Origin of the sequence: Microbispora bryophytorum, assembly GCF_043197435.1 — a bacterium.
GTDB lineage: Bacteria > Actinomycetota > Actinomycetes > Streptosporangiales > Streptosporangiaceae > Microbispora > Microbispora bryophytorum.
In genome coordinates, this window is record NZ_JBICTF010000001.1 from 20,388 (window position 1) to 46,341 (window position 25,954).

General features: G+C 69.8%; 25 protein-coding genes and 1 pseudogene. 10 read left to right on the forward strand and 16 right to left on the reverse strand.

Going from position 1 to position 25,954, the window contains the following annotated elements; all coding sequences use genetic code 11:
• Positions 1 to 9: 9 nt before the first annotated feature.
• The 8 genes from ACGFIB_RS00095 to ACGFIB_RS00130 all read right to left on the reverse strand — a co-directional run bounded on the left by ACGFIB_RS00095 (position 10) and on the right by ACGFIB_RS00130 (position 9,040).
• The gene (locus ACGFIB_RS00095; protein ID WP_357266201.1) at positions 10 to 1,359 is read right to left on the reverse strand and encodes a metallopeptidase TldD-related protein; all 1,350 of its coding nucleotides are present in this window, start codon (positions 1,357 to 1,359) and stop codon (positions 10 to 12) included.
• Complete coding sequence (locus tag ACGFIB_RS00100) at positions 1,343 to 2,740, reverse strand: TldD/PmbA family protein (protein WP_357266203.1); 1,398 nt, start codon at positions 2,738 to 2,740, stop codon at positions 1,343 to 1,345. Before ACGFIB_RS00100 ends, ACGFIB_RS00095 begins: the two co-directional genes overlap by 17 nt.
• Positions 2,731 to 3,636 (reverse strand): methyltransferase domain-containing protein, encoded by a 906-nt coding sequence (locus tag ACGFIB_RS00105; protein WP_393367450.1) that lies wholly within the window; start codon positions 3,634 to 3,636, stop codon positions 2,731 to 2,733. Before ACGFIB_RS00105 ends, ACGFIB_RS00100 begins: the two co-directional genes overlap by 10 nt.
• A complete protein-coding gene (locus tag ACGFIB_RS00110; RefSeq protein WP_357266207.1) occupies positions 3,591 to 5,111 on the reverse strand; it encodes a radical SAM/SPASM domain-containing protein in 1,521 nt (506 codons plus the stop codon). The genes ACGFIB_RS00105 and ACGFIB_RS00110 overlap by 46 nt, the downstream gene beginning before the upstream one ends.
• Before the next feature lie 115 nt (positions 5,112 to 5,226).
• On the reverse strand, positions 5,227 to 5,361 hold the full coding sequence (locus ACGFIB_RS00115) for a hypothetical protein (RefSeq protein WP_259402773.1): 135 nt from the start codon (positions 5,359 to 5,361) through the stop codon (positions 5,227 to 5,229).
• Between the two features lie 105 nt (positions 5,362 to 5,466).
• Positions 5,467 to 7,089 (reverse strand): OPT/YSL family transporter, encoded by a 1,623-nt coding sequence (locus ACGFIB_RS00120; protein WP_393367453.1) that lies wholly within the window; start codon positions 7,087 to 7,089, stop codon positions 5,467 to 5,469.
• Between the two features lie 252 nt (positions 7,090 to 7,341).
• Positions 7,342 to 8,106, reverse strand: a complete 765-nt coding sequence (locus tag ACGFIB_RS00125) for an MIP/aquaporin family protein (RefSeq protein WP_357266211.1) — start codon at positions 8,104 to 8,106, stop codon at positions 7,342 to 7,344.
• Between the two features lie 616 nt (positions 8,107 to 8,722).
• The gene (locus ACGFIB_RS00130; protein WP_393367455.1) at positions 8,723 to 9,040 is read right to left on the reverse strand and encodes a hypothetical protein; all 318 of its coding nucleotides are present in this window, start codon (positions 9,038 to 9,040) and stop codon (positions 8,723 to 8,725) included.
• A 207-nt stretch (positions 9,041 to 9,247) separates the two neighbouring features.
• Between ACGFIB_RS00130 and ACGFIB_RS00135 the strand changes: the two genes are divergently transcribed.
• The 8 genes from ACGFIB_RS00135 (at position 9,248) to ACGFIB_RS00170 (ending at position 14,861) form a co-directional block, all read left to right on the forward strand.
• Positions 9,248 to 10,279 (forward strand): inorganic phosphate transporter, encoded by a 1,032-nt coding sequence (locus ACGFIB_RS00135; protein ID WP_357249296.1) that lies wholly within the window; start codon positions 9,248 to 9,250, stop codon positions 10,277 to 10,279.
• A 136-nt stretch (positions 10,280 to 10,415) separates the two neighbouring features.
• Positions 10,416 to 10,823: an arsenate reductase ArsC gene (locus ACGFIB_RS00140; RefSeq protein ID WP_393367457.1), complete on the forward strand. Its 408-nt coding sequence runs from the start codon at positions 10,416 to 10,418 to the stop codon at positions 10,821 to 10,823.
• Between the two features lie 5 nt (positions 10,824 to 10,828).
• The gene (locus ACGFIB_RS00145) at positions 10,829 to 11,347 is read left to right on the forward strand and encodes a DUF2199 domain-containing protein (protein ID WP_393367459.1); all 519 of its coding nucleotides are present in this window, start codon (positions 10,829 to 10,831) and stop codon (positions 11,345 to 11,347) included.
• Positions 11,348 to 11,425: 78 nt separating this feature from the next.
• Complete coding sequence (locus tag ACGFIB_RS00150; RefSeq protein WP_357266217.1) at positions 11,426 to 11,863, forward strand: hypothetical protein; 438 nt, start codon at positions 11,426 to 11,428, stop codon at positions 11,861 to 11,863.
• A 111-nt stretch (positions 11,864 to 11,974) separates the two neighbouring features.
• The gene (locus ACGFIB_RS00155; RefSeq protein ID WP_393367462.1) at positions 11,975 to 13,639 is read left to right on the forward strand and encodes a GNAT family N-acetyltransferase; all 1,665 of its coding nucleotides are present in this window, start codon (positions 11,975 to 11,977) and stop codon (positions 13,637 to 13,639) included.
• On the forward strand, positions 13,636 to 14,412 hold the full coding sequence (locus ACGFIB_RS00160; protein WP_393367464.1) for a hypothetical protein: 777 nt from the start codon (positions 13,636 to 13,638) through the stop codon (positions 14,410 to 14,412). The genes ACGFIB_RS00155 and ACGFIB_RS00160 overlap by 4 nt, the downstream gene beginning before the upstream one ends.
• Positions 14,413 to 14,489: 77 nt before the next feature.
• Positions 14,490 to 14,639: a hypothetical protein gene (locus ACGFIB_RS00165; protein ID WP_393367466.1), complete on the forward strand. Its 150-nt coding sequence runs from the start codon at positions 14,490 to 14,492 to the stop codon at positions 14,637 to 14,639.
• Positions 14,640 to 14,705: 66 nt separating this feature from the next.
• Entirely contained in the window at positions 14,706 to 14,861 is a 156-nt protein-coding gene (locus ACGFIB_RS00170; RefSeq protein WP_393367468.1) for a hypothetical protein, read from the forward strand.
• On the opposite strand, the gene ACGFIB_RS00175 is transcribed toward ACGFIB_RS00170, so the two are convergent.
• The 6 genes from ACGFIB_RS00175 to kdpF are packed head-to-tail and all read right to left on the reverse strand — an operon-like array spanning position 14,843 to position 22,860.
• The gene (locus ACGFIB_RS00175; RefSeq protein WP_142575757.1) at positions 14,843 to 15,511 is read right to left on the reverse strand and encodes a response regulator; all 669 of its coding nucleotides are present in this window, start codon (positions 15,509 to 15,511) and stop codon (positions 14,843 to 14,845) included. The two genes, ACGFIB_RS00170 and ACGFIB_RS00175, sit on opposite strands and share 19 nt — an antisense overlap.
• Positions 15,508 to 18,066 (reverse strand): DUF4118 domain-containing protein, encoded by a 2,559-nt coding sequence (locus ACGFIB_RS00180; RefSeq protein WP_393367470.1) that lies wholly within the window; start codon positions 18,064 to 18,066, stop codon positions 15,508 to 15,510. The genes ACGFIB_RS00175 and ACGFIB_RS00180 overlap by 4 nt, the downstream gene beginning before the upstream one ends.
• Positions 18,067 to 18,071: 5 nt before the next feature.
• Positions 18,072 to 18,959 carry a potassium-transporting ATPase subunit C gene (locus ACGFIB_RS00185; RefSeq protein WP_393367472.1) on the reverse strand — a complete coding sequence of 296 codons (888 nt, stop codon included), beginning with the start codon at positions 18,957 to 18,959 and terminating at the stop codon, positions 18,072 to 18,074.
• The gene (kdpB, locus tag ACGFIB_RS00190) at positions 18,960 to 21,110 is read right to left on the reverse strand and encodes a potassium-transporting ATPase subunit KdpB (protein WP_393367474.1); all 2,151 of its coding nucleotides are present in this window, start codon (positions 21,108 to 21,110) and stop codon (positions 18,960 to 18,962) included.
• Positions 21,110 to 22,771 carry a potassium-transporting ATPase subunit KdpA gene (gene kdpA, locus ACGFIB_RS00195; RefSeq protein ID WP_393367476.1) on the reverse strand — a complete coding sequence of 554 codons (1,662 nt, stop codon included), beginning with the start codon at positions 22,769 to 22,771 and terminating at the stop codon, positions 21,110 to 21,112. Before kdpA ends, kdpB begins: the two co-directional genes overlap by 1 nt.
• The gene (gene kdpF / locus ACGFIB_RS00200; RefSeq protein WP_142575127.1) at positions 22,771 to 22,860 is read right to left on the reverse strand and encodes a K(+)-transporting ATPase subunit F; all 90 of its coding nucleotides are present in this window, start codon (positions 22,858 to 22,860) and stop codon (positions 22,771 to 22,773) included. The genes kdpA and kdpF overlap by 1 nt, the downstream gene beginning before the upstream one ends.
• A gap of 430 nt (positions 22,861 to 23,290) precedes the next feature.
• Between kdpF and ACGFIB_RS00205 the strand changes: the two genes are divergently transcribed.
• Both ACGFIB_RS00205 and ACGFIB_RS00210 read left to right on the forward strand, forming a co-directional pair.
• Entirely contained in the window at positions 23,291 to 23,551 is a 261-nt protein-coding gene (locus ACGFIB_RS00205; protein WP_142575126.1) for an SAV_915 family protein, read from the forward strand.
• A gap of 221 nt (positions 23,552 to 23,772) precedes the next feature.
• A pseudogene (locus ACGFIB_RS00210) lies at positions 23,773 to 23,940 on the forward strand (DUF1707 domain-containing protein); the annotation flags it as partial.
• A 48-nt stretch (positions 23,941 to 23,988) separates the two neighbouring features.
• On the opposite strand, the gene ACGFIB_RS00215 reads toward ACGFIB_RS00210, so the two are convergent.
• Together ACGFIB_RS00215 and ACGFIB_RS00220 are read right to left on the reverse strand one after the other, a co-directional pair.
• Positions 23,989 to 24,621, reverse strand: coding sequence for a CGNR zinc finger domain-containing protein (locus ACGFIB_RS00215; protein ID WP_357249327.1), 633 nt, complete (start codon positions 24,619 to 24,621; stop codon positions 23,989 to 23,991).
• A gap of 164 nt (positions 24,622 to 24,785) precedes the next feature.
• Positions 24,786 to 25,775 carry a quinone oxidoreductase family protein gene (locus tag ACGFIB_RS00220; RefSeq protein WP_393367479.1) on the reverse strand — a complete coding sequence of 330 codons (990 nt, stop codon included), beginning with the start codon at positions 25,773 to 25,775 and terminating at the stop codon, positions 24,786 to 24,788.
• Positions 25,776 to 25,954 lie beyond the last annotated feature (179 nt).

The window sequence follows — 25,954 nt, forward strand, 5'->3', positions numbered from 1 at the left end:
CTCCTCGCGTCATGTCCCGCCGGCCAGCACGAACGGCATGCGGCCCGACCAGATCCTGCTGACGGCCCACCGGCGGTCGCTGACCGCGCGGAAGCGGCGGCCGAGCACCTCACGCAGGTCCAGCGCGATCGGACGCTGCCGGAGGATCCCGGCCACCCGTCCGTCCCTGATCAGGAACCCGAGCCGCAGCCTGCCCTCGACGACCGGTGAGAGGCCGGCGCGCTGGTGCCCGCCCATCAGCGACTCGACGAGCACCCCCTCGCGGACGCCGGCCAGCAGGTCGTCGAAGGAACCGGCGCCGGCCGGTCCGGCGGACAGCGTCGCACCGTTGAGCACCGGCGTGGCGGGCTTGAGCACCGTACGGCGCAGCGCGTTGCCCCGGAACCCGTGCCCGGTGGGCGCCGTCCCGCACGCGGCCGCCGTACGGACGCTGTGGTACGCCCGGACCGGGACACCCCGCTCGACCAGCGTGAGGGGCGCGCACGGCACGCCGTCGTCGTCGCAGCCCGGCCAGGCCAGCCCGCCGGTGCCCTCCTCGTCGGCGGCGTCCGGCGCGGCCGGCTCCGAAGGGTGGTCGCGCAGGCCGATCGAGGGGTGCAGGAACGGCTCCCCCAGGTGCCCGGCGACGAACGAGCGGCCCGCGGTGACGGCGGTGCCGTTCAGCGCCGTCACCAGCGGGGTGAGCAGGGTGTGCACCGCGGACGGCGCGAGCAGCACGTCGTGGTCGCCGGAGGGCGCGTCGGCGGCGGGCAACCCGTCCCAGCCGGCCGCGGCCTCCAGCCACGCGGAGAGCGCGGCGGGCAGCGCCGGCGTCCGGGTCCAGCCGGTCCAGGGCAACTGGACGGCCGACCCTTCCGCCAGCGCGGCGATGTGGAAGAACCGGTCCGAGGTCGTGGTCCGCCCGTCCGGGCCCGCGCGGTGCACCGTCTGTTCGGTCCGGGTCACCGTGCCGTGCACCGTCAGCCCGGCCGAGCGTTGCAGCGCGCCCATCTGCTCGGCCAGGAGCCGGACGGACCGGGTTCCCTCATCCACGGCGGCCGTCTCGGCGGCCGCAGGGGCGGCTTTCTCCCCGATGACCGGGTCGCGCGGCGCCGGAGGCCCGTGAGCCGCGTTCCGTACGGCGTCGCCGACCAGCCCGTGCACGTCGTCGAGGCGGGTCGTGGTGGCCGTGCCCACCCGGCCGTGGCGGTGCACCCGCAGGCACAGCGCCGTCTCATGCGCGGACCTGACCAGGTCGGGCACGCCCGAGCCGACCTCCACCACGGTGTCGTCGCGCTCGACGGACATGATCTCCCAGTGCTCGGCGCGGGCCGCGGCCTCCGCTCCGACCTGTTCCAGCCGGTCAGCCAGAGGTGACACGTATGCCTCGCAATCGCAGCGTGGGGGCCCAGGAGCTGACCGGCAGCGCGTTCTGGCCCTGCTTGCCGCAGCTCGCCGAGGTGTCGCCGCGCCACTGGTCACGGCCGATCGCGTCGATGGCCGCGAAGGCGCCGAGCACGTCACCGGACAGCACCACGCCTCTGACCCGGCCGCGGACCTCGCCGTCGCGGATCTCCCGGCACTCCGCCGGCAGGAAGGTGAATCCGGCGCGGTCGGTCTGCCCGCCGAGCACGCCGCGGGCCAGCAGCCCGCGCGTCACACCGCCGATCATCTCCTCCTCGGACGCGGCGCCGGGGGCGATGGCGATCGTCCGCAGCCGGGGCAGCGGCGGGTGGCGGAAGTTCAGGGCTCTGGCGTTGCCGGTGGGCTCCTCGCGGAAGGCCGCCGCGGTGGAGCGGTCGTGCAGCCGGGGCCGGGTGACGACACCGTCGCGCAGCAGCTCCACCGCAGACCCCGCGGTGCCCTCGTCGTCCACCGGTACGAACCCCCGCGCACCGGGACGTCCGGGGTGATCGGTGATCGTCAGCATGGACGGGCCGAGCCGGCGCCCGGGGGCCAGGGACCGTTGCAGATGCGCGTCCCCGAGGTGGTGGTCTGCCTCGGCGAGATGCCCGATCGTCTCGTGGGCCCAGATGCCGGCCAGCGGGCCGTCGCAGACGACGTCGTAGTCCCCGGGCGCCACGACGGGGGCGGCGCGCAGGTCCACGGCGGTCGCGACGGCGGCCTCCACGTCCGGGGCCAGGCCCCGCACCACGGAGAAGTCGCCGCCGCTGCCGGCCGACACCGAGCCGGCGGTCCTCGCGGCGCCGCCGTCGGCGTAGACGGTGATCTGCAGCGTCAGGTCCCTGCGCCGGTAGGAGACGCCGGTCCCCTCGCTGGTGAACAGCTCCACGTCCGCGACCGACTCGCGGTAGTAGACCAGCGCGCCGGTCACGCCGGGGTGCGCCGCCAGCGCCGCCGCGTGGTAGGCGCCGAGCAGTTCGATCTTCTCCGCCAGGCCGACCGTCTCCGCGAGCTCACCGGCCTCGCCGGTTTCGCCGGTTTCGCCGGGACCGTCGTCCCGGTAGGGCCGGTGTGCGGCGAGACGTCCCGCCGCACACCCCAGTTCGACGGCGTCGCGCGCGGCCCTGCGCAGCACCGGCCCGGCGTCCACGGCGGTGCTCGACGCGAACGCCGACCCCGACCGGCCGACGACCCGGGCACAGCACCCCTCGTCACGGCTGGTCACGCTGCTTTCCAGGCCGTCGCCGCGCCACACCAGATCGACGGTCCTGGCGCGTTCGAGCCGTACCTCGGCGTAGTCGCCCGCCCGCAGACCGGCGTCCCGGAAGAGCGCGGGCGAGCCGCCGGTCAGCAGCACGGTCGCGCGGGGCTGTCGTCCCGGTAGGCGAAGATCATGGCACTGGTGACCTGCGCGCCGTCACGGTAGGGAACGAGCCCGTCGCTGCGCATGTCCACGCTGCCGAAGCCCGCGCCGAGCACCAGGTCGCGGTACTGGCTCTCGGTCATGCCCACCACGCACCGGGCGAAGTCCTCCGCGCCGGCGGACTCGCCGGCCGCCACGTCCGCCGGGGGCGGGCCGTCGTCGGAGTACACGACGTCGGAGATCACCGCCACCCCTCCCGGGCGCAGGACGGCCGCGACCGCGTGGAGCACTTCCTGCTTGTCGGGGAACATGCCGAGGACGCAGTTGCTCATCACCACGTCCACGCTGCCCTCACGCACCGGCGGGCGCCGGATGTCGCCGACCCGCACGTCGATGTTCTTGAGCCCCATCTCCCTGGCCGCGCGGCGAGCCGTCCTTACCATCTGCATCGACGCGTCGACGCCGATGACCCGGCCCGTCTCACCCACCCGGCGCGCGGCGATCAGCAGATCCAGCCCGGCGCCGCAGCCGAAGTCCACGACAGTCTGCCCGGCGCGCAGGCCGATCGCGTTCATGGGCGAGCCGCAGCCGCTGGACAGCTCCAGGACCCAGTCGGGGATCTCGGCGAGCTCCTCCGGCGTGTACACCGACGTGGGAGAGCAGCACAGCGTGCTGGTGCCCTGCACCGCCAGCGCGTCGTAGCGCTTCTTGACGTGCGTCTCGATTGGGACGGGACCGTGGTCGGCCGGGGCCGAGCAGCAGCCCGCCGCCTGGTCGGCGGTCGCGGGGGCGCATCCGCAGGCGTCCGGCTCGGCGACCATGCCGGCCGCCGCCTGCGGCCGGATCAGCTCATCCAGGGAAACGAACCCACGCGTGTCATCTGCTCCCACGTTCCCTCTTCTCCTTCCGGTCGGTTCGCGTGCTCCTGCCGCCGGCGCAGCGCCATGGGCAACAGGTAGGCCAGCTGGGTCTCGACACGCGTCGTGATGCTGGACACCTTGGGGCAGTAGCAGGTGTTGAAGTCGCCGCCGTTGGCCGCCCACGCCTTGATGGGGCAGCCGCCGCCCCCGCAGAACAACTTCACGTTGCAGTCGCGGCACATGGGCACGGTGTCCACGTGGCGGTGCCGCCAGGGATCCCGATAGCCGGCCGCGTAGCTGAACTCGGGGTAGAACGTCCCGCAGGCGTGCTGGGGACGGCCCACGGTCTCCGGGCAGCCGTAGATCTTTCCGTAGGGGTCGAAGGCGACGACGCTCGTGCCGGCGCTGCACCCCTGGAGATTGGGCCGCAGCCGGTCGCCCTCCAGGACGGCCGACCTGATGCGGGCCAGGTCGGGCTGCAGCATGCGGTCCACCAGGGGGTTCTGCTGAACCATGCTCCAGAAGGCCTCCTGGAGCCCGGCCTTGACGTCCCCCCGGACCATGCGCTTGCGCTTCTCCTCGGGGTGGTCGGGGGTGACGTACAGGAACGTGGTGGCCTTGGTGAAGCCGTTGAACAGGCGGATCTTCGGGTGGTCGAGCCACCCCTTGGCCTGCGCGAACTCCGCGAAGCGCGGCATGTCGTCCACGCTGTCCTCGTCGACGAGCACCCGGATCAGCACGCGGATACCGGCCTCCGCGGCCACGTCGATGCTGCGCTCGATGAGCTCGAACGTCGGCTTGCCGTTGCGGAACACCCGCCGGGTGTCATGGGTCCTCGGCGTGCCGTCCAGGCTGACCTGGACCTCCTCGCAGCCGTACTTGAGCAGCATCGGCACGTACGCGTCCAGCGCCACGCCGTTGGTGATCGCGGTGACCGGGTAGCCGCGATCGTAGGAGCCGCGCAGGATCTGCTCGACGGCGCCGCGCTGGTACGCGGTGTCCAGCAGCGGTTCCCCGCCGAACAGGGTGATGTACGGCGGGCCGGAGTTCTGGTGCCGGTCCTGGATCTCCGGGATGGTGTCGAACGCGGCCTCGATCATCTCCTCGTCCATGCGCGGGCTCTTGGTGGTCAGCTCGCCCTCGAAGCAGTACGGGCACGCCAGGTTGCACACGAACGACGGGATGAACATGAACTGGAACGGCGCTTCCTGGATCGCCTGGAAGTAGCCGTCGACGATGGCGCGGTAGCGCGCCTCCTCCTGGACCGGGTCGGTGCAGACGTACCCGCGTTCGAGCAGGCCCGCCACGAGTTCGCCGTCGACGGCGGCGTCCCCGGCGCGCACCCGTTCCAGCACGGCGATTTCGGCGGGGGTGACGATGTCCATCGATCCGGACACCGCGTTGGCGAGGACGCTCACCTTGCCGCTGTCGTCGAGATAGGCCGGGTCCAGGGTTCCCTCGGGGAGCTCCACCGAGAAGGTGACGGTGTTCGGGCTCACAAGCATGGTGTGTCTCCCAGAAAGGGTGTCCGTGGTGCCGCCAGGGGGTGGGTGAGGGGGTGGGCCGGGAATTGGAGGGCGCGGCAGGGGATACCTGTGCCGTACGGTCCGCCGGCCACGATCACTCGCAGCCGTCGGGGTCGTTGGCCATGATGCTGGTCACGACGTCGAGGTTCTTCCGGCCGCGCATGGCGGTGCAGCAGTCGGTCTGCTTCTCGGACACTTCGGCGTTCTCGATCATGGAAATGGCGATCATAGGTATCACCTCCTCCACTGTGATCTCTGCCGCGCTCTCCGGCCCGCTCCCCGCCGCGACGCGGCGGGGAGAGTCGTTGGTGGGGCACGTGCCCCAGGTGGCGGGTCATCGCAGGACCTCCCGCAGGATGAGCACCGCGACGGTGACCAGGCCCTCGCCGATGATCAGCCCGGAGGCGACGATCTCGGTGCCGCTGCGCTGGCCGGGGTTGCGGCGGATGAGCAGCCACTGGGTCAGGCCTCCGGCGGCGAGGGTCAGCGAGTAGGCGGGGGGAAGCAGCACCCCGAGGCCGATCATCGTGGGCATGGCCGAGGTGAAGGCCAGGCCCAGGCCCACCGGACCCGAGACGGCCAGCGCGAGGGCCACGGTGGCGGGGTATTCGGCCGATCCCCGGACGGTGGCGTCCACGAACTGGACCGCGGTGGCCACGGGAGCGGGGAAGGAACGTCCTCCGAGCACCCCCGCGCGGCTGAGCACCGCGATCACCAGGACGCCGACCACGGCGCCGGCCAGGCCGCCCGCCAGTTGCGTCCAGCCCGTCAGCCGCCTGGGCGGCGCGAAAAGGCCCTCGGGACGGTCGTGGGCGACCTTCACCGAGTAGGTGAAGTACACGGCGGCGAGGGCCGCGCAGCAGATGGTCGAGGCCATCAGCAACGCCGCCGTCTGGTCCGCGCCGGACACGGCGAAGGCCACGACGCTGAAGTACAGCGCCGGGGACAGCGGTACCAGCCCGATCTCGCCGCCGGCCCGGGTGAGGAACACGGTCATCACGGCGAGCAGCACGACGCCGAGCAGGCCGTAGCCGACGTAGCGCAGAAGCGACGGGTAGATCAGCACCAGGAGCGCCGTTCCTGCGAGAACGGCGACGGCGAGCCACCGGGCACGGCCCGGGAGCAGACGGCCCCCCTTGAGGGAACGCGCCAGCGGACCGCGGACCCGGGCGATCGAGGCGAGGGAGTAGCCGAGGATGAGGCCGACACCCGCGGCGAGCACCCAGGGATAGGACAGGTGGTCGGTGAACGACACGGACCGGCCCGCCGTGCCGTCCTGGACCGCCCACACGACGACGGTGTACGCCGCGCCGGCCGCCAGCCAGGCGCACGCGCGCGGGCCGATGAGGAACCCGACCCCGTACAGCAACGGCGACAGGGCCAGGGCCAGATGGGTGCCCGTGACCTCCGGCGTGACGTCGTGCCCCCACAGGGCGACCCCCAGGGCCGACGCGGCGCCCACGCCGGCGGCGATGGGAAGCATGCGGCCGAGCCGGTCGCTCTCCCCGTCCCTGGGGCTGCTGAGCGACGCCATCAGCGTGATGGCCGGCTTCAGCGTCGGGTAGGGCAGTCTCTCGGCGACCACGAGCGTCCGGGCGACGAGTCCGCCGAGGAAAATGCCCACGGCGTTCGCGGCCATCGCCAGCACCACCAGGAAACCCCAGGCCGGCAACTCACCGGCCCGCAGTACGACGGCTCCGATGCCGGTGTCCAGCGCGGCCGTGGCCATGTATCCGCTGGACGCGATGGAGAAGACGACGAACAGACCCTGCCAGCTGAGCGCCCCCGCCACCCGGAGCAGCGCCGCGCCCAGCGCGGCCACCAGCGCCGACCCTCCGAAGGACGTGCCGGTGCGGAACAGGACCAGCACGTTGAGGACGCAGAGCAGCACGCCGATGGCCAGGCCGATGAGCGTGGCCCAGACGTACGATCCCCGCCAGCCGGCAGGGGCGTCCACCGCCGGAGCCGAATGCGATGTGGTGGAGGATACGGTGCGCTCCTTTCCTCTCACAGAGCGCCCCCCATCTCAAATCAGGTGAACTACATTGATAACCATCGATGTAGCCGACGAGTGCACATTAAAATGGGCCGGCGGCAATGGTCAAGAGTCTGGACAAGACTGTCTATTTATGCATACGGCTCATGTTACGTGACCATTACGATACTTTTCGTAATTACGCCATATAACACGTCGGCCAATTCCGCCAGATCACAGCGTGCGATCGGCGAGCAGGGGGTCGGCGTCCGCGCGTCCGGCCGTCGCCGCACCCGTCTCCGCGCCCGTCGCCGCACCCGTCACCGCGCCCGGATCCCGGCCGTACAGCCCGGCGACCAGGGCGAGACCGATCACGCCTCCGATCAGTTCGGCGACGACGAACCCCGGCACCGAGGACGGAGCGATCCCGGCGAAGGTGTCGGAGAAGGCCCTGCCGATGGTCACGGCCGGGTTCGCGAAGCTGGTCGACGAGGTGAACCAGTACGCCGCGCCGATATAGGAGGCGACCGCGACCGGCGCCAGGCGGGCGTTGCCCGCGCGGACCAGCAGGAAGACGACGAGCACCAGCCCCGCCGTGGCGACGACCTCGCCGAGCAGGAGGTTCCCGGCCGAGCGGTCGTGCGTGGACCAGGTGACGGCGGCCTTGCCGAACATCGCGTTGGCCAGCACGGACCCGCTGATGGCGCCGGCGATCTGGGCGGCGGCGTAGACCCCCACGCCGGAGAGCGAAAGCTCGCGGTGCACCCACCAGTCGGCCAGCGTGACCACCGGGTTGAAGTGCGCCCCGGAGATCGGGCCGAGAATGAGGATCAACACCCCGAGCCCGAAGACCGTCGCCATCGAGTTCTCCAGCAACTGGAGTCCCACGTCATCGGGCGAAAGCTCCTGCCCCATGATCCCCGACCCGACCACCACCGTCACCAGCAGCAGCGTGCCCACGTACTCGGCCAGCGCCCGGCGGGGCAACGCCGGGCTCACCAAAAATCACCGATCCGGGCGAGACGGACTGACGAGTCGCGCACGTTAGGCCTCCCCTTGACATGACATACCGCACGACGTCCGGCTGTACCGCACCAGCCGACCCGCCGTCACATGACCCGAAGCGCCACTTCCAGCACCATCTGAACTGATATTTACAGATATCAATGCGATTTGGTAGCGCCAATTTCCGGGAAGTCCACGCGAGCGCCGCCCCGGGGAACCCAGCGCGATTACCCATTTCCGGACAGCCCGAAAAGGGGCGGAAACACGCAGCGGTTGGCAGGCCCGCCCACGCCGACCAGCGGCTCGGCAACAGCGATCACCGAGACAGCCGCCCGAGGACGGCGCCGGGGCCACGTTCGTCAAAGGCACGCTCGTCGAGCGTCCGAGAAATCACCGGCCGTCACAGACCAGTCGATAACCTTCGCCATCGGCAGGTCTTGACGATAGCTCCGATAGTCCTGACTATTGCCATCGAACAGGGACCCAAGATTCAAAGGCGGGTGATGTATGGGCGAACGTCGAACAGGCCGTACAACAGCGCTACGGCGCCGCGTCGCGGGTCCCCGAGACGGGCCTGTGCTGCCCGGTCGACGATGGTCCGAAATACCCCTCAGATGTACTGGAGAACGATTACGGCTGAGGCAATCCCGTCAGCTCCGACGTTCCCGCCGCCCTGCAGGCCGACCCGGAGCTTTGGTCCGGCTGCTGCAGCGGAGCGCTGCAGGAAGAGCGTTTCCTGAAGGGCTTCACCCGTGCCGGCCTCACCGGGCTCACCATCCTCAAACGTGAGGAACGCCCCCCGGGAGACCATGCGGAACGTCGAATTCCGCAGGGTGACCGTCGCCGCCCGCAAACCTTCCTCCCAGGTGTCCGCCACGGCGCCGGCGGCGCGGCGCCGCGGACCGTTCGCCGTGGTCGGACGACTCAACCGATTCGCCACCGGTCTGTCGCCGCGCCGAAGTCGTGCGACGGCCCCGAAGGCAACCGCGACTGCCGACCCTGCGGAAGACGGCGCCTGACGCCGGCTTCGATAGTTGCTCTTCGGTCTGATGCCGCGGACGTGTAGTCCGGCCCAGCCATACCTCTCGCTGCGCGCGCTCCCACACGAGCACCGCTACCCCCCGGAGGCATACCCATGGAAGTGCTCGTACTTCTGCTTGTGCTCTTACTGGCCGCCGCCAACGGAGCGAACGACGTACCGAAGGGTGTCGCCACGCTCGCCGGCGCGGGCGTGACGAAAATCCGCACGGCCATCGCATGGGGCACCGTAGCCACCATCCTCGGCTGTCTCGTCTCGTTGACGCTGGCCTCGAAGATGACCGATCTCTTCTCCAAAGGCATCGTCTCCGCCAGGCCCACCCCGACGTTCACGGTCGCGGTGCTGATCGGGACCATCTTCTGGGTCGTCTTGGCCACGATCCTGAAGTTGCCCGTCTCCACCACCCATGCCCTGGTCGGCTCGCTTCTTGGCGCCGGAAGCTTGTTCGCCGGCTCCGCGGTCGAGTGGAACGGGCTGCTTGGGAAGGTCGTGCAGCCGCTGTTGCTGAGCATCCTGGTGGCCTACGCCATCTCCGCCGTGTTGGGAATCATCACCCGGAAGGTGGTGACGATCCGTACTGCGAGAAGGGAAAAGATCCAGGCTCCGGTCCCAGAGGGCGATGCGGCGCCGGTCGCGACCTTGACGACACAGGTCGAGCCGACCAAAGCGCAGCGAGCCGTCGGAATCGCGCACTGGGCGACAAGCGGCCTGGCGAGCTTCGCCCGGGGCCTCAACGACGCGCCCAAGATCGTTGCCATCGGCTCCTTCGCGCTGGTGGGCGGGATGACCCCGACCGGCCTGCTGTTCGCCGTCACCGCGGCCATGGCAATCGGAGGTGTTCTGGCGGGCTCCCGCATCGCCGACCGGCTCGCGTACTCCGTCATCCAGATTCCTCATGTCGAAGGCTTCACCGCCAACCTCACGACCGCGAGCCTCGTCGGACTGGGCGCCATCTTGGGCCTGCCCATGTCGACCACGCAGGTGTCGGCAGGGGCCATCTCCGGCATCGCGGCCAACGACCTGTCCAGGCTCAACAAGAAGACGGTCCGTGACCTTCTGATCGCGTGGTTGTGCACACCGCCTGTCGCCGCCGCCGTAGCCGCAGGGGCGTATCTACTGCTCTCGTAACCGGCACAGCCGACGGGATTGCCACCGTTCCTGGCGGCCGGCGGCAATCCCGGAGCGGTAGCACCTCCTGGTCGCCTCAGGCCCCGCGGCAGCCACCCGATCTTCCCCGTTCCCCAACCGATCGAAGGGACCATCCGTGCCCCCGACGCCCAGCGTCCTGTTCGTGTGCGTACACAACGCCGGCCGTTCCCAGATGGCGGCCGGCTGGCTCGCTCATCTGGCCGGCGACCGCGTCCAGGTCCGTTCAGCCGGGTCGGCGCCCGCAGAGCGGGTCAACCCCGTCGCCGTCGACGCCATGCGTGAGGTCGGCATCGACATCAGTGCCGAAAGTCCGAAGCTCCTCACTGCCGATGCCGTCCAGACATCCGACGTGATCATCACGATGGGCTGCGGTGATGCCTGCCCTGTCCTCCCCGGCAAACGGTACGAGGACTGGAAACTCGACGACCCGGCCGGGCAAGGCATCGAGGCCGTGCGCGAGATAAGAGACGAGATCCACGACCGGGTGAAGGTGCTGATGGCCGAACTTCCTTCGCTACGCTGACGCCCGTGTCGATCGATTCCGGTTTCCTCTGCTCCTGCTGCGGCCGGCACCACGACGAGCTACCGCTGAGCTACCACATGCCCGCGCCCGCCCACTGGAGCCCTGAGATGACCGGGGCGCCCGACAGCGCGCTCTCCTCCGACCAGTGTGTGATCGAAGGAGAGCACTTCTTCGTCCACGGCCTCGTCGAGATCCCCATCATCGACACGGCCGAGACGTTCACCTGGGGCGTATGGGTCTCACTGAGCCGGGACAGCTTCGCGCGGATGAGCCGGTTGTGGGAGACCCCGGGCCGGGAGTCCGAACCTCCCTATTTCGGCTGGCTCTCCTCCGAACTGCCGATCTACGAACCGACGACGCTCAACCTCAAGACCAACCTCCACACGCGGCCGGTCGGACTACGCCCGGTCGTCGAGCTGGAGCCCACCGGCCATCCCCTCGCCGTCGAGCAGCGGACCGGCATCAACCACGCCCGCGTCCGGGAACTGGCCGAGCTGCTCCTCCACCCCGGTCAGCGAAAGTAATTCCGAAGTAGGCTCCGCGGCCTCGCCGTCGCGCCCCTCGTCCAGCTGCTCGACGCCGTCTGGCAGTCAATCCGTGGCTTGGCATCCAGATCGCCGTTCAAGGGAAAGGGCACCGACACGATGACGCAGCCCGGCGACTACGGCCTGCCAGGGTCGCTGCATCGAGCGCTCAGCGACGTGGCAGCGGAACGAGCCGCCCAGGACGCGAGGTGGGGCCTACAGGAACACCCCGACGGCACCGGGCCCGCGTACGCGCCCGAAGCCGACCTCGCCAAACAGGCCGTAACCGACGCCGCCGCTGAAGGCCGGCTGACCTGGCGGCACATCCTGCACGAGGAGGTTCTCGAGGCCTTCGCGGAGGAGGACGCCGACCGCCTGCGCGCCGAGCTGGTCCAGGTCGCAGCGGTCGCGGTCAAATGGGTCCAGGAGCTCGACAGACGCGCTCAGTCACCCGGCGGACCTCAAACCGTCGCCTCAGCCCGGCCGGGCGCCGCGGAGCCGGGCCCGGCGGCATAACAAGATGCGTGGCTGAGAGCGCCTGTGGCACGGTGTGGGGGTGTACGAGCAGATCGTGCAATTACTCGGCTTCGCCCTGATGGCGGCCCGCGACGCCGTGGAGAGCGGTTCGTGAGCTTCAGCAGCCACGCGCGGCGCGTACGCGACCGCACTTTGCCCCACCGCTATCGGTACGTCGCCCTACGCTGCGCGGTCGGGCACTACAGGCCCCTGGGCTCACCGGCGACCTGGGACTACATCACTGGCCGAGCCGGCGACGTACATAACGATGAGGGCGCGCTCATCCGCGCCCTGGACGCCCTGGAGGTCAGCCGCAACGCCTGGCGCGCGGAGCTGGCCGAATTCGAGCGACGCCGGAGCGCGGACAAACAGGAACGGCACCGCCGTACGGTGACGGTCGAGGAGTACCGTTGCCGCCACGGCTGGCGCTGGCCCGGACCCGACGCGCACGAGGCGACGCTCCACGCCGTGACGGCGCTGTGGGAGGAGCACACCCGGCTGTCCTTTCCAGGAGAGGTGCCTCCGGCCGACCATGGCGACTTGGTGGAGCTGGACTCCACCATTGCGGGCGTCATCTGGACCTACCTGCGGCGGAACGGAAACCTGCACCCCGACCACCGAGGGCTGCTCCGAGACTGTCTGGCCCGACTGCGCGACCTTCGCCTCGCCGAGCGCGGCTACATCGGCGCCTCCGTTGCTTTCCTGCGTGTGGAGAAGATGGCGGAACTCATCGCGCACGACTCCCTACCGCTGATCCGCCGCGCCTGGTCCGGCGACGCCGAGCGCATCGCCGGCGTCTTCCTCGCCGCCCGGGCCGGGCTGGCGTACCTGCCCCGCCTGCACTCCGACGAACAGACCCAGGCCTGGATCGCCGGCGTCACGCTCCCGGCTTCGCAGGTGTGGGTCGCCGAGCTACGCGGTCAGGTCGCAGGCTTCGCCTGCCTCCAGGGCGATTGGCTGGACCACCTGTACGTCACGCCCGCCGCCCAGGGTCGCGGCATCGGCACCGCACTGCTCACCCAGGTTAAGAAGGCGCGCCCCCGCATGCTCAACCTGCACGTGTTCCAGCAGAACACCGGCGCCCGGCGCTTCTACGAACGGCACGGTTTCACCCTCGTCGAGGAACGGCACAGCGGCAACGAAGAGACCCCGCCCGACGCCGGCTACCGGTGGAGGAGCACCGACGACCCCCGGCAGCCGGAGCCCTCTGGGCTGAACGCATCGCTGACCTGCGCCTTCCCCCACGCCCTCGCACGTGAGGTCGAGACCGCTGTCCGCGTCCTCCCCAAGGCCGCCTTCCCTCCGGCGAGCTCGTTCTGCGTAACCGTCGGCGACGACAGGGTGACCATCCCCCGACGGATCTACAACCCAGAAGTTTCCCCCGAGACGCTCGACGACCTGACGACGCTCCAGCGGACGATTCTCCACTGCCTCTACACCCGCCACCACGACGGCTACGTGCGGCAACGCCACCTCAGGCGGATCATCGGCAGCCTCGAGCCCTGGGTCCTCCCCTACGTCGTCCACCTCGTCGGGGAATACGTCCTGGAGATCGTGACCGACATCGACACCGCAGTCGGCGACCTCGGCACCCCCGGCTCCCCCACTCATCAGGCCTACAGCCGTTTTCTCTCCGACAATTCCCGGCTCCTCACCCTCATTCAGCAGCGCGTGGTGAGCTACTGGGCCTGCTACCACCGCTGGGAGTTCCCTCGGCTCGCCGATTCCCCAGGACACCGGCTCGTCACCGCCATGACTGCCGGAGAGATTTCATGAGGCCGATCGGCTTCGAGCAGCACCAGCACCTCGATGGGTTCGTGTACGTCTACGCCCCTGGTGACGAGACTCCGGTCGAGCTTCACTGGCCGGGCCTGTACCAGGATTGGCCCGACCACGACCGCACGCCCTTCACCGAGTTCGCGATCAACAACTGCGAGCAGGAAGAAGTGGCCGTCTACTTCGGGCTCGCATGGCATCTCACACAAGGACTCGCCCGCTACGCCATTCCCATCTGGTACCGGGACCCCGCAGCACGCTCCATCGGCAGACAACCCGAACTCGTCGACTGGGAGTACATCGTCGACAGCGAAACGCCTGCCGGCGGCGAACGAGTCGTCGGCTTCAGCCGGGCCCGGGTCTCGGGCTCCGACCACAGTTCCTCCGCCGGGCTGTTCGATGTCCACGCCTTCCGTGACCTCCTCCTGCTGCAACAGTCGCTCTGGGACGCATCCTCCGCGATCAACCTCTTCGCGGTCCGGCCCGGCGCCCATCGCAGGCGACGCCTCCTGAATGCGTTGCGATCACCGTCGCCTCCGCACCTCGTCGACGTGCTCGACAAGGGCGAGATGCTGATCGACGTCACCATCGGCATGGACGTCGGCACCTGGAGCTCGCTGACCGTCGCCGTACTGTCCGACCTACAGGTACGGCTCGACGAACTGGCTTCCGCCTTCGAGGAACGCGTGACCGAATACGAGAAGAGCGTCCCAGCAATACGGGATGTCCCCGGCTTCCTTCGTGCGATACGCGACATCGCCGCCCTCGATTGACGAACACAGCTCGTCATCTGGCTGGAAGACCAGACCGGATCACCTCCATGCTCCCAAGACAAAGGCATATGGGTTGTGTGAACCTGCGTAGCCTCAAGGCCGGCGACCACATCCGGTTCGGGTGCGGGCAGCGACCCGCCAACATTCGCCGCGTCTACAGTCCCGGGGAGGAAACACTTGGCGTGCTGGTCATCGAGATCGAACACCTCCGGCCCGCCACCGCCTGACACAACCGACCCGCCACGACGACTACGGCCCGTTCCATCCGGCCTCGTGCGGCGTAGGCGCCCACAATGATCGCCACAGTCACCACCCGGTCAGGGATATCGGAAAAGGCCTATGCGGCGGCGGCGCGGGGCAGTACGGCCGAGACGAATTTCGCCGGTCTTTTCGCGGCGTCGCTCGCGCTCGTCAACCGGGGCTGCCCGGTTCAGGGCGTGAACCGGTAGCCCATTCCCGGCTCGGTGATCAGGTGCACGGGATGGGCGGGGTCGGGTTCGAGCTTCTTGCGGAGTTGCGCCATGTACTGACGCAGGTAGTTCGTCTCCTTGACATGGCTGCGCCCCCACACTTCGGCGAGCAGGTGCCGTTGGCTGATGAGCTTGCCGGGGTTGCGGACCAGGATTTCCAGCAGGTGCCATTCGGTGGGGGTGAGTCGCAGTCCCCCGGAGATTGTTTTGCTCGTCAGGTCCACCATGTGGTCGCCGACTTTGACGGACGCGAGTTCGTGCGCGTGGATGGACGCTCTGCGCGTTACCGCTCGTACGCGGGCGAGGAGTTCGTCGATGCCGAAGGGCTTGGTGACGTAGTCGTCGGCGCCGGCGTCCAGGGCGGCGATCTTGTCGGTGGTGGCCGTACGTCCGGACAGGACGAGGATCGGCATCGAGGACCAGCCGCGCAGTCCGTGAATGACGTCCACCCCGTCCATGTCGGGCAGACCAAGGTCGAGCAGAACCACGTCGGGGTGCCAGTCAGCGGCGGCACGCAGAGCGGAGGAGCCGTCACCGGCGACTTCGACCTCGTATCGACGGGCGGCCAGGTTGATACGCAGTGCCCTGAGGATCTGCGGCTCGTCGTCGACGACAAGAATTCGGGTCATGTCGCTCCCCGTTGCGTGATGCGGGCTCGCGAGGAGATCGGCAGGGTGAGGACCATGGTGAGACCGCCGCCCGGGGTCTCCTCGGGCGTGAGGCTGCCTCCCATGGCTTCCGCCAGGCCGCGTGAGAGCGCGAGGCCGAGGCCGATGCCGGTGTGGTTGTCCCGGTCGCCGAGGCGCTGGAAGGGCATGAAGACGCGGTCGTACGCCTCGGATGGGATGCCCGGACCACGATCGACGACGCGGATCTCCACATTGTCGCCGTGCCAGCTCGCGGTGATCAGGACCTTCCTGCCCTCCGGGCTGTAGCGGACGGCGTTGGTCATCAGGTTGACCAGAATGCGTTCGACCAGTGCGGGATCGGCGACGATCTCGGGAAGCTCAAGTGCGATGTCCCCTTCCACCTGGTCGCTCAGCGGCCCGAGGTCGTCGATCGATCGGGGCACGATCTCCTCCAGCGCCACCGGCTGAAGCGACAGTCCGAGCACTCCGGCCTGCAGCCGGCTCATGTCGAGAAGGTTCGCGACGAGCCGGTCGAGCTTGTACAGCGACTCGTCCGCCGTGGCGAGCAACTCCTCGCGATCGTCGGGTGACCAGTCGACGTCGGTGGCGCGCAGGCTCTCCACAGCAGCACGCGCCGAGGCGAGAGGAGTGCGCAGGTCGTGGCTGACGGCGGCCAGCAGCGCGGTGCGCATCTTGTCCGCCTCCGCGAGCGGTTTGGCCTTCTCGGCCTCCTCCCGCAGACGCTCCTGCCTGAGGGCCACTGCGGCCTCGGCGGCGAAGGCCTGGAGCACCCGGCGGTCCGCCGCGTCGAGCAGCCGCCCGCGCAGAGCCAGAACGAGATCGTCGTCGACGGCCACATCCGTGTCCGCGACACCCGGACAGGTGCAGGGCGCGCCCCCGGCGGTGGCGACGATGCGCCACGCCTCAGGCTCTGACTGGGCGTCAGGGCTCGTCGCGGTCTCGGGGCGGCGTTCGAGCAGCGTGACCGAGGTGAGCGCGAAGGTCTCCCGCAGCCTGGCGAGCAGCGAAGGCAGCGCGTGCTCGCCCCGCAGCACGTGCCCTGCCAGGGTGGACAGGACCTCGGCGTCGGCCTGGGCCCGTGCGGCCTCTCGCGTGCGCCGGGCGGCCAGGTCGACGACGGTGCTCACCATGATCGCGACCAGTACGTAGATCGTCAGGGCGAGCAGATTCTCCGGGTCGGCGATGGTGAACCGGTTGACGGGCGGGGTGAAGAAGTAGTTCAGCAGAAGTGAGCCGCCCACCGCGGCGGTCACCGCGGGCCACCTGCCGCCGATCAGGGCGACGCCCACGACGGCCAGCAGGAACAGCAGGATCTCGCTGGGCAGCGAGAGGTCGTGGCGGAACGGCAGCAACGCCAGCATCAGGAGGGGAAGTCCGAGGATCGCCGTGGCCCAGCCCGCGATCCGCCGGTTACGGGTGAGCGCGGCTCGCGGCCGTACGGGATGTCTGCCCTTGCTGACCTGCTCGTGAGTGATCATGTGGACGTCGATCGACCCCGAGCGGGCCGTCGTCTCGACCCCCACCCCTCGGGAGAAGAGCTGGGCGAACCGTCCCCGCCGGGAGGCGCCGAGCACGAGCTGAGTGGCGTTGACGCCGCGGGCGAAGTCGAGCAGCGCGCGGGGGATGTCGTCGCCGACGACCTGGTGGTAGGTCCCGCCGATGCTCTCCACCAGCGTGCGCTGGCGCGCCAGCAGCGCCGGGTCGCCGCCGGCGAGCCCGTCGGCCCGGGTGACGTGCACGGCGAGCAGGTCGGCGCCCTTGCTCCTGGCGGCGATGCGGGCGGCGCGCCTGATGAGGGTGTCGCCCTCCGGCCCGCCGGTGAGCGCGACGACGACGCGTTCCCGGGCCTCCCAGGTGCCCGCGATGCCGTGCTCGGCCCGGTAGCGGTCGAGCTGCTCGTCCACCTTGTCCGCCACCCACAGCAGGGCCAGCTCACGCAGCGCCGTCAGGTTGCCCACTCGGAAGTAGTTCGACAAGGCGGCGTCCACCTTCTCGGGTGGGTAGACGTTGCCGTGGGCCATCCGGCGGCGCAGCGCCTCCGGGGACATGTCGACCAGCTCGACCTGGTCGGCCCGCCGTACGACCTCGTCCGGCACGGTCTCCCGCTGGGGCACGCCCGTGATCTCCTGGACGACATCGTTGACCGACTCCAGGTGCTGGATGTTCACCGTCGAGACGACGTCGATCCCGGCGTCGAGGATCTCGTCGATGTCCTGCCAGCGCTTGACGTTGCGCGAGCCGGGCACGTTGGTGTGCGCCAGCTCGTCGACCAGGACGATCTTCGGTGCGCGGGCGACGACCGCCTCGACGTCCAGCTCGGTGAAGGTCGCGCCCCTGTAGGGGACGCGCCGCCGTGGGAGGACCTCCATGCTCTCCAGGAGTTCGGCGGTGCGGGGACGGTCGTGGGTCTCGACGAGACCCACGACCACATCCTTGTCCCGTTCCGTGGCCCTGCGACCTTCGCTGAGCATCGCGTAGGTCTTGCCGACTCCGGGGGCCGCCCCCAGATAGACCCGCAGCCGCCCGCGCGCCATCTACCTCATCCCTTCAGCCTGTCCAGATCCAGGTTGAGCTCCAGCACGTTCACGCCGGGTTCTCCCATGAAGCCGAGCGCCCTGCCGGTGGTGTGCCGCCCGATGAGGGTCCGCACCGTGTCCAGGCCGAGGCCGCGCTCCCTGGCGACCCGAGGGGCCTGGAGTTCGGCGTACGCGACGGAGATGTGCGGGTCGAGGCCGCTGCCGCTCGCGGTGACGGCGTCCGGCGGGACGACCGCTCGGGCGTTTCCGCGCACCGGCACCGTACGCCCCGCCGAATAGTCCTCGCCGGGGCTGCCGCATTCGACCTTCACCCCCTGGTAGACCGGGATGAACGGCGTTGCGGGACAGGCCTGGTTGACGCTGACCACCCTCGTGGGTGTGCCGGCGGTGGGGAAGACCTTCAGCACCGCGCCGACCCCGTCGGCCGTGCAGTACGGCCGGGCCCCGCTGACGCCCTCCAGCTCACCGACCGCCGTGGAACGGGCGCATACCTGGGTGAGCAGGCTCTGCCTTCCGGTGTCGGGGTTGCCCTCGTCGTCCTTGGCTCCCGGCACCGGGAGGGTGTCGAGGACGTCTTCCGGGCCGAGGTTGCTCGCGCCCGAGGCCAGCGGGTCGTAGCCGCCCGCCGAGGGGCGGCTCTGGAAGTACTTCTTGATCGGGGCGCCGTCCTCGCCGGTGAAGCTCTGGCCGATGAGGGCGCTGCCCACGTCCTTGCCGTCCTTCTGCGCGGGTTCCTTCCGCAGGAGGGAGCCGTTGGCGTTGCCGTTGAACACGGCCTGCGCGACGCCCGTGACCAGCAGCGGATAGATCGCGCCGGTCACCAGGGTGAGCACGAGAAGCGCGCGCAGCGCCGCGAGGTGCTGGCGGATCCAGCTTGGCAGGCGTTCCATTTATGACATCCCCGGAAGGAACTGGACCAGCAGGTCGATGAGTTTGATGCCGATGAACGGGACGACGATCCCGCCGAGGCCGTAGATGTAGAGATTGCGGCTGAGCAGTCGGGACGCGCTGGAGGGGCGATACCGGACGCCGCGGAGGGCCAGGGGGATCAGCGCGACGATGACCAGGGCGTTGAAGATCACCGCGGACAGGATGGCCGACTGCGGGCTGTGCAGCCGCATGACGTTCAGCGTGTCCAGGCCCGGGTAGACCGCCGCGAACATGGCCGGGATGATCGCGAAATACTTCGCGATGTCGTTGGCGATGGAGAACGTGGTCAGCGCCCCCCGCGTGATCAGCAGTTGCTTGCCGATCTCGACGATCTCGATGAGCTTGGTCGGGTTGGAGTCGAGATCGACCATGTTCCCGGCCTCCTTGGCGGCGGAGGTGCCGGTGTTCATGGCCACGCCCACGTCGGCCTGGGCCAGCGCGGGGGCGTCGTTGGTGCCGTCGCCGGTCATCGCGACCAGCCGCCCGCCCTCCTGCTCCTTGCGGATCAGCGCGAGCTTGTCCTCGGGGGTGGCCTCGGCCAGGAAGTCGTCCACCCCGGCCTCGTCGGCGATGGCCTTGGCGGTCAGCGGGTTGTCCCCCGTGATCATGACGGTGCGGATGCCCATCCGGCGCATCTCGTCGAACCGCTCCCGCATGCCCGTCTTGACGACGTCCTTGAGGTGGATCACCCCGAGCACCCTGGCCACGCCGGCGCTCACCTCGCCGACGACCAGCGGGGTGCCGCCGGAGGCGGAGATCCCGTCGACCAGCTGCCCGACCTGGGGGGTGGGATGGCCGCCGTTGTCGCGCACCCACTTCATCACGGCGGTCGCGGCGCCCTTGCGGACCCGGCGCCCGTCGACGTCGACGCCGGACATGCGGGTCTGCGCGGTGAACGCAACCCAGTCGGCGTGCGTCAGCTCGCCCGGCCGCCGCTCGCGCAGGCCGTAGGCGTTCTTGGCGTAGACCACGATCGAACGGCCCTCGGGGGTCTCATCGGCGAGGCTGGACAGCTGCGCCGCTTGTGCGAGCTCCATGAGGGGCACCCCGGGCACCGGGAGGAACTCGGCCGCCTGGCGGTTGCCCAGGGTGATCGTGCCGGTCTTGTCCAACAGGAGTGTGCTGACGTCACCGGCGGCCTCCACCGCCCGGCCGGACATGGCCAGCACGTTGCGCTGCACCAGGCGGTCCATGCCGGCGATGCCGATGGCCGACAGCAGCGCCCCGATCGTGGTCGGGATGAGGCAGACCAGCAGCGAGATCAGCACGATGCCGGTGACGCCGTGCCCGTCCAGGGCCAGGGAGTCGGGGATCCCGGGATTCTGCGCCTTGGAGTAGATCGCCAGCGGCTGCATGGTGACCGTGGCGATCAGGAAGATGATCGTCAGCGCGGCCAGCAGGATGTTGAGGGCGATCTCGTTGGGGGTCTTCTGCCGGTCGGCGCCCTCGACCAGCGCGATCATCCGGTCGATGAAGCTCTCGCCGGGCTTCTGCGTGATCCGCACGATGATCCGGTCCGACAGCACCTTGGTGCCGCCCGTGACCGCCGACCGGTCACCGCCGGACTCGCGGATCACCGGCGCGGACTCCCCGGTGATCGCCGACTCGTCCACGCTCGCGATGCCCTCGACCACGTCGCCGTCACCCGGAACGACCTCCCCGGCCTCCACGACGACGACGTCGCCCTGCCGGAGGTCGGGGGCGCCCACGGTGTCCCATTGGACCGCCGCCTGGCCAGGCTCCCAGTCCGCGAGACGGCGGGCGGTGGTGTCGCGCTTGGCCGCCCGCAGCGTGGCGGCCTGGGCCTTGCCCCGGCCCTCGGCCACGGCCTCAGCCAGGTTGGCGAACACGACCGTCAGCCACAGCCACACCACGATTGCCCAGGCGAACAACGAGGGATCGGCGATCGCGAGCGCGGTGGTGAACGCCGCGCCGACCTCGACGATGAACATCACCGGGTTGCGCCACAGCGTGACGGGGTTCAGCTTGCGTACGGCGTCGGGGAGGGAGCTGAGAAGTTGTCTCGGGTCGAGCAGGCCGCCGCCCACCTTGCCGCCCTTCGCGGGGGCGGGTGCGTGGCCCGGAGCTTCCGGCGCCTGGAGCACTGTCATCACTGGATTCCTTCTGCGAGCGGGCCAAGCGCCAGAGCGGGGAGGAAGGTCAGCGCCACCACGATGATCGTCACGCCCACGACCATTCCGACGAACTGCGGGCGGTGGGTGGGGAGCGTGCCCGCCGAGGCCGGTACGGGGGCCTGCCTGGCCAGCGAGCCGGCGAGGCCGAGCACGAAGACGATCGGCAGGAACCGGCCGAAGGCCATGCACAGCCCGAGCGCGGTGTCGTACCACGGGGTGTTCACGGTGATGCCGGCGAACGCCGACCCGTTGTTGTTGGAGGCGCTGGTGAACGCGTAGAGCACTTCGGACAGGCCGTGTGGCCCGGAGTTGAGCATGCTCGCCCGTTGCTCGGGCGAGGCCATGGCCAGGGCGGTGCCCACGAGTACGAGCGCGGGTGTGGTCAGGAAGTAGAGCGAGGCGAGCTTGATCTCGCGTGAGCCGATCTTCTTGCCCAGGTACTCCGGCGTACGGCCCACCATCAGACCGGCGACGAACACGGTGATCACCGCCAGCACGAGCATGCCGTACAGGCCTGCGCCCACCCCGCCGGGCGCCACCTCGCCCAGCATCATGTTGAACATCGTCATCATGCCGCCGAGCGCGGTGTAGGAGTCGTGGAAGGAGTTCACGGCGCCGGTCGAGGTCAGCGTCGTGGCCGCGGCGAAGGTCCCCGAGTTCGGCACGCCGAACCTGACCTCCTTGCCTTCCATCGCGGCGCCGACCGCCTGCGGGACGGTGCCGTGGTGCGCTATCTCCAGCCCGGTGAGCAGCGCGACGCCGGCGAATGCCAACACGCCCATGATCGCGACGATCGCATAGCCCTGCCGCCGGTCGCCGACCATGCGGCCGAACGTGCGCGGCAGCGCGAACGGCAGCATGAGGATCAGGAAGATCTCCAGCCAGTTCGTCCAGGAGGCCGCGTTCTCGAAGGGATGGGCGGAATTGGCGTTGTAGAAGCCGCCGCCGTTGTTGCCGAGCTCCTTGATGACCTCCTGGCTGGCCACCGGGCCGCCGGTGATGCTCTGCGTGCCCCCGGTCAGCGTGGCGACCTCGTGGACGCCCGAGAAGTTCTGGATCAGGCCGCCGGCCACCAGGAGGAGCGCCCCGACGAACGCGATCGGCAGCAGGATGCGGATCGTGCCGCGGACCAGGTCCACCCAGAAGTTGCCGAGGTTGTCGGTCTGTTTGCGGGCGAAACCGCGCACCAGGGCGATCGCCACGCACATGCCGACGGCGGCCGACACGAAGTTCTGCACCGCCAGGCCGGCCATCTGCACCAGGTGGCCCATCGTGGACTCACCCGAGTACGCCTGCCAGTTGGTGTTCGTGACGAAACTGACCGCGGTGTTCCACGCCACGTGGTCCGTCACCCCGGGAAAGCCGAGACTCAGCAGCAGTTTGTCCTGCAGACGCTGGAAGGCGTAGAGAAACAGGATCGAGACGGCCGAGAAGGCGAGCACGCTGCGGGCGTAGACGTTCCACCGCTGCTCGGTGTCCGGCCGGACCCCGATGAGACGGTAGACCACTCGCTCGAAGGCCAGGTGCCTCGTGCCGCTGTAGACGCGGTACATGTAGTCGCCGAGCGGCCGGTGCGTCAGCACCAGGGCGACGACGAGGGATCCGATGAAGATGATCCCGGCCGTGGTCGGCGACATCAGAAACGCTCCGGGAACAGCAGGGCCGCGATCATGAAGATCACCAGGCCGACGGCCACGACCAGACCAACGGCGTTGACAGCGCTCACAGGCGCTCCACCGCCTTCACCACGAGCCCGCAGATCGCGAATATCGCGACCGTCAGGGCGACGAAGATGACGTCAGCCATCTCACTTCCTCAAATCCGGATGCTTGCCCGGCCGCCGGACAGACGGCCATAAGCCAGCAAAGCGCCGCATTTAACGAGCTTTGACGTTCTTGACGGCTCTCATACGCCGCAGCGCGAAACATTGACGCGGTCCCTACGTGACCGGTCCCGCCCGCCCCGGCCGGCCGCCCGGACCCAGGGCGTACGCCGTGTCAGGGGGCGGGGGAACCGGATCGGCGCGCCTGTCGGCGGCGCTCCGTCAATCTCGCGTCAGCTTTCCGCGGCCGGGCGTCGGGATTGCGTAGTGATGGCGGTCCCGGTGGCCGCGTCGAATCTAACGTCGCCTTCGAGAGTCCTATGGAAGGCATGACATGATCGAAGATCCGTTATACGTGCCGGTGCGCCGCAGTGGGTTCTCCCTGGCGCTTCGCCTGTTCCGGACGGCCGCCGGCGAGCGGACGGCGGTGGCCTTCACCTCGCCGCTCCGGCTGGCGAAGGTGCTGGGCGGCGACCAGGACTGGATCCGTCTCAGCGAGCCCGCGCTGCGCGGCATGACCAATGGTCTCGGCGCGATCGGCCTCGTGATCGACCCCACCGGCGCGATGAGCCGGCCGACCTCCAGGACCGCGTGATGTGCGTTCTCCAGCAGAACCTCCCCGACCAGGACGACCGGCCCGCGGAGCCGCCGGCCACCCCGGACCCGCTTCCCCACGGGATAGAGGACCTCCGCGGTCTCCCCCACGACCCGGACCCGCGCGGACCCGTGGCACGGCGCGCAACGGGCCGCGACGACTCAGGGGCGACGAACCGCGCGCTCTCGTAGGGCCCGCCCTTCCGGCAGAGCATTCACCCTGTGGCGCCGCGCCGCGACACTCGAATCGGCCACCCGGCTCGCGCTGCTCGAAGCACTGGCGGCCGCCGCCGCGCGTACGCGGACGGCCGGCTCGGCCAGGACGAGCTGGAGCGGCGGCTCGGCCTGGCGCTCACCGCCGCGTCCCGCCACGAGCTGGCCACGGTCGTCGCCGACCTGCCGGACGACGTGTCGATCTCGCCTCCACCGGCGGGCGCATCACGCGGAAGGGCGACTGGGAGGTCCCGCGCCGGCGGCCTGTTCCCGCTTGCGGGCGCGGTAGGCGCGCAGGTTTGCGGCGTTGCCGCAGAGCCGTACGTCGTGCCAGACGCCGCTGTTGTTGCGTGAACGGTCGTAGAACGCACACTGGCAGCGCTCGTTGCGGCATATCTTCAGTCGCCGCCGCTGGTCGGTCTGCTGCGCCTGGAGGCATTCGATCAGCACGAGCGATGCGACCCTCCGCCATCCGGTACCCGAAGGTTCTGCGACGACGGTGCCACGCTCGTCGACCCGCATCGAGACGGACAGTGTGGGAAGGGCGGCCAGTACCTGCGCGGACACGGCCTCGGCGCCGTCGCTCTGATCGGAGACAAGCCCGCGGAGAGCCCATCTCAGATCCCGCAGCGCCTCGCAGTCACGATCGGTGAGGTCCACAGCAGGAGCGGGCCGACCGGAAGCCGCGCTCCACCGGGCGAGCGCCTCGCTCAGCCACGTCTGAGCGGTGGTGGGGTCGTCGAGCCAGTCAGCATGGCGCGGCCTGCCGGCGGGCGAGGTGTTGAGCAGGTCCTGGACGAAGGCGAGACCGCCGGGAGCAGGTTCCAAGGCGTAGCGCTCCGTGGCCGGCCACGTCATCGCGTTGTCCTTTCTCCGGGGACGCGACGTCCCCTGGCGCACGTAGCACCGACACGGTGTGTCCGCGGATCCTAACGGACATGTCCGCACTGCCGACGTGCCCGTCAGGTCCTCCCTTGGCGCTGTGGCATACACCCCGTGTCACCCTGTTGCGGCGCGCTGGGTCACAGAGCGAGCAGGATGCGGCCGAAGGGGCCGCCCTCGGCCAGGAGGCGCTGCGCCTCGGAAGCCTTCTCCAGCGGGAGGACCTGCGCCACCTTCGGGTGGAGCTCACCCTGCGAGACCAGGTCGAGCAGGGCCGCGTTGGCGGTGTTGACCTGCTCGGGGGTGAACAAGGCGAACCTGAATCCGTGGATGTGGGCGTTCTTCCATATCAGGTCGGTCACGTTGATCTCGGCGCGCACTCCAGCCGCGTAGCCGATGCTGACGAGGGTGCCGCCCACGGCCAACGAGCCGAGCGCCTCCCCGGTGACCGAACCCCCGACGCCGTCCAGCACGACGTCCACGCCCGTACCGTCGGTCAGCCGCGCCACCCCTTCACGCAGCGACTCGTGCGTGAGGTCGATGACCTCATACCCTGCGGCCCGGCCCAGCTCGGCCTTCTCGGTGGTGGTGGCCGTGGTGATGGCCTGCGACGCGCCCAGGACACGGGCGACCTCCACGCCGCCCTGACCGACCGCACCGCCGACACCCGGCGCGAGTACGCTCCGGCCGCCGCGGAAGCCCGCCAACTCGTTCAGCGCCAGGTAAGCGGTCAGGTAACCGGCGCCGGTGGTCAGCGCGGCTGCGGTCTCGTCGTCGACGCCGTCGGGGATCGGCACCAGATGGGCCGCGTCGACCGCGATGTAGTCGGCCCACGAACCGTCGGTGCTCACCCCGTACCGTCCTCCGCTCAGCACGACACGGTCACCTGCGGCCAGTCCCGAGGCGCCGGGCTCCTCGACCCGCCCCACACCGAAGCCACCCGGCCGGATCGGCAGCGGCTTGTGCAGGGCGGGTGCGAGTTTTCCCGAACGCACCGTCTCGTCCAGTGGGTTGACCCCGGCCACCGACATCCTGACGAGCACCTGCCCCTCGGTGGGCACCGGCAGGCGCCTCTCCCGCAACTCCAGTACGTCATAGCCGCCGAACCGGTCGTACTCAATCGCGCGCATGGCTCGTTCCTCACCTCGGCCCCGCCGATCGGCCGGGCGACCGATGGCTCATGACATGAAAGAAGCTAAACCAGTTTGACTCTGTCTGTCCAGTGGCGGACCGGGCCCTGCGCTCACGTCGACGTCGCCATACGTCCCAGGTAGCCCACCGAAGTAGTCCCGCAGGGCTTCGAGCCGAC

What these genes read in the sequence shown, in the direction of transcription:
- ACGFIB_RS00135 (WP_357249296.1), top strand. Translation starts at nt 9,248, where the DNA reads ATGGAAGTGCTCGTACTTCTGCTTGTGCTCTTACTGGCCGCCGCCAAC.
- ACGFIB_RS00220 (WP_393367479.1), bottom strand. Translation starts at nt 25,775, where the DNA reads ATGCGCGCGATTGAGTACGACCGGTTCGGCGGCTATGACGTACTGGAG.
- ACGFIB_RS00180 (WP_393367470.1), bottom strand. Translation starts at nt 18,066, where the DNA reads ATGGCGCGCGGGCGGCTGCGGGTCTATCTGGGGGCGGCCCCCGGAGTC.
- ACGFIB_RS00205 (WP_142575126.1), top strand. Translation starts at nt 23,291, where the DNA reads ATGATCGAAGATCCGTTATACGTGCCGGTGCGCCGCAGTGGGTTCTCC.
- ACGFIB_RS00170 (WP_393367468.1), top strand. Translation starts at nt 14,706, where the DNA reads ATGATCGCCACAGTCACCACCCGGTCAGGGATATCGGAAAAGGCCTAT.
- ACGFIB_RS00215 (WP_357249327.1), bottom strand. Translation starts at nt 24,621, where the DNA reads ATGACGTGGCCGGCCACGGAGCGCTACGCCTTGGAACCTGCTCCCGGC.
- ACGFIB_RS00110 (WP_357266207.1), bottom strand. Translation starts at nt 5,111, where the DNA reads ATGCTTGTGAGCCCGAACACCGTCACCTTCTCGGTGGAGCTCCCCGAG.
- ACGFIB_RS00185 (WP_393367472.1), bottom strand. Translation starts at nt 18,959, where the DNA reads ATGGAACGCCTGCCAAGCTGGATCCGCCAGCACCTCGCGGCGCTGCGC.
- ACGFIB_RS00115 (WP_259402773.1), bottom strand. Translation starts at nt 5,361, where the DNA reads ATGATCGCCATTTCCATGATCGAGAACGCCGAAGTGTCCGAGAAGCAG.
- kdpB (WP_393367474.1), bottom strand. Translation starts at nt 21,110, where the DNA reads ATGACAGTGCTCCAGGCGCCGGAAGCTCCGGGCCACGCACCCGCCCCC.
- ACGFIB_RS00160 (WP_393367464.1), top strand. Translation starts at nt 13,636, where the DNA reads ATGAGGCCGATCGGCTTCGAGCAGCACCAGCACCTCGATGGGTTCGTG.
- kdpA (WP_393367476.1), bottom strand. Translation starts at nt 22,771, where the DNA reads ATGTCGCCGACCACGGCCGGGATCATCTTCATCGGATCCCTCGTCGTC.
- ACGFIB_RS00175 (WP_142575757.1), bottom strand. Translation starts at nt 15,511, where the DNA reads ATGACCCGAATTCTTGTCGTCGACGACGAGCCGCAGATCCTCAGGGCA.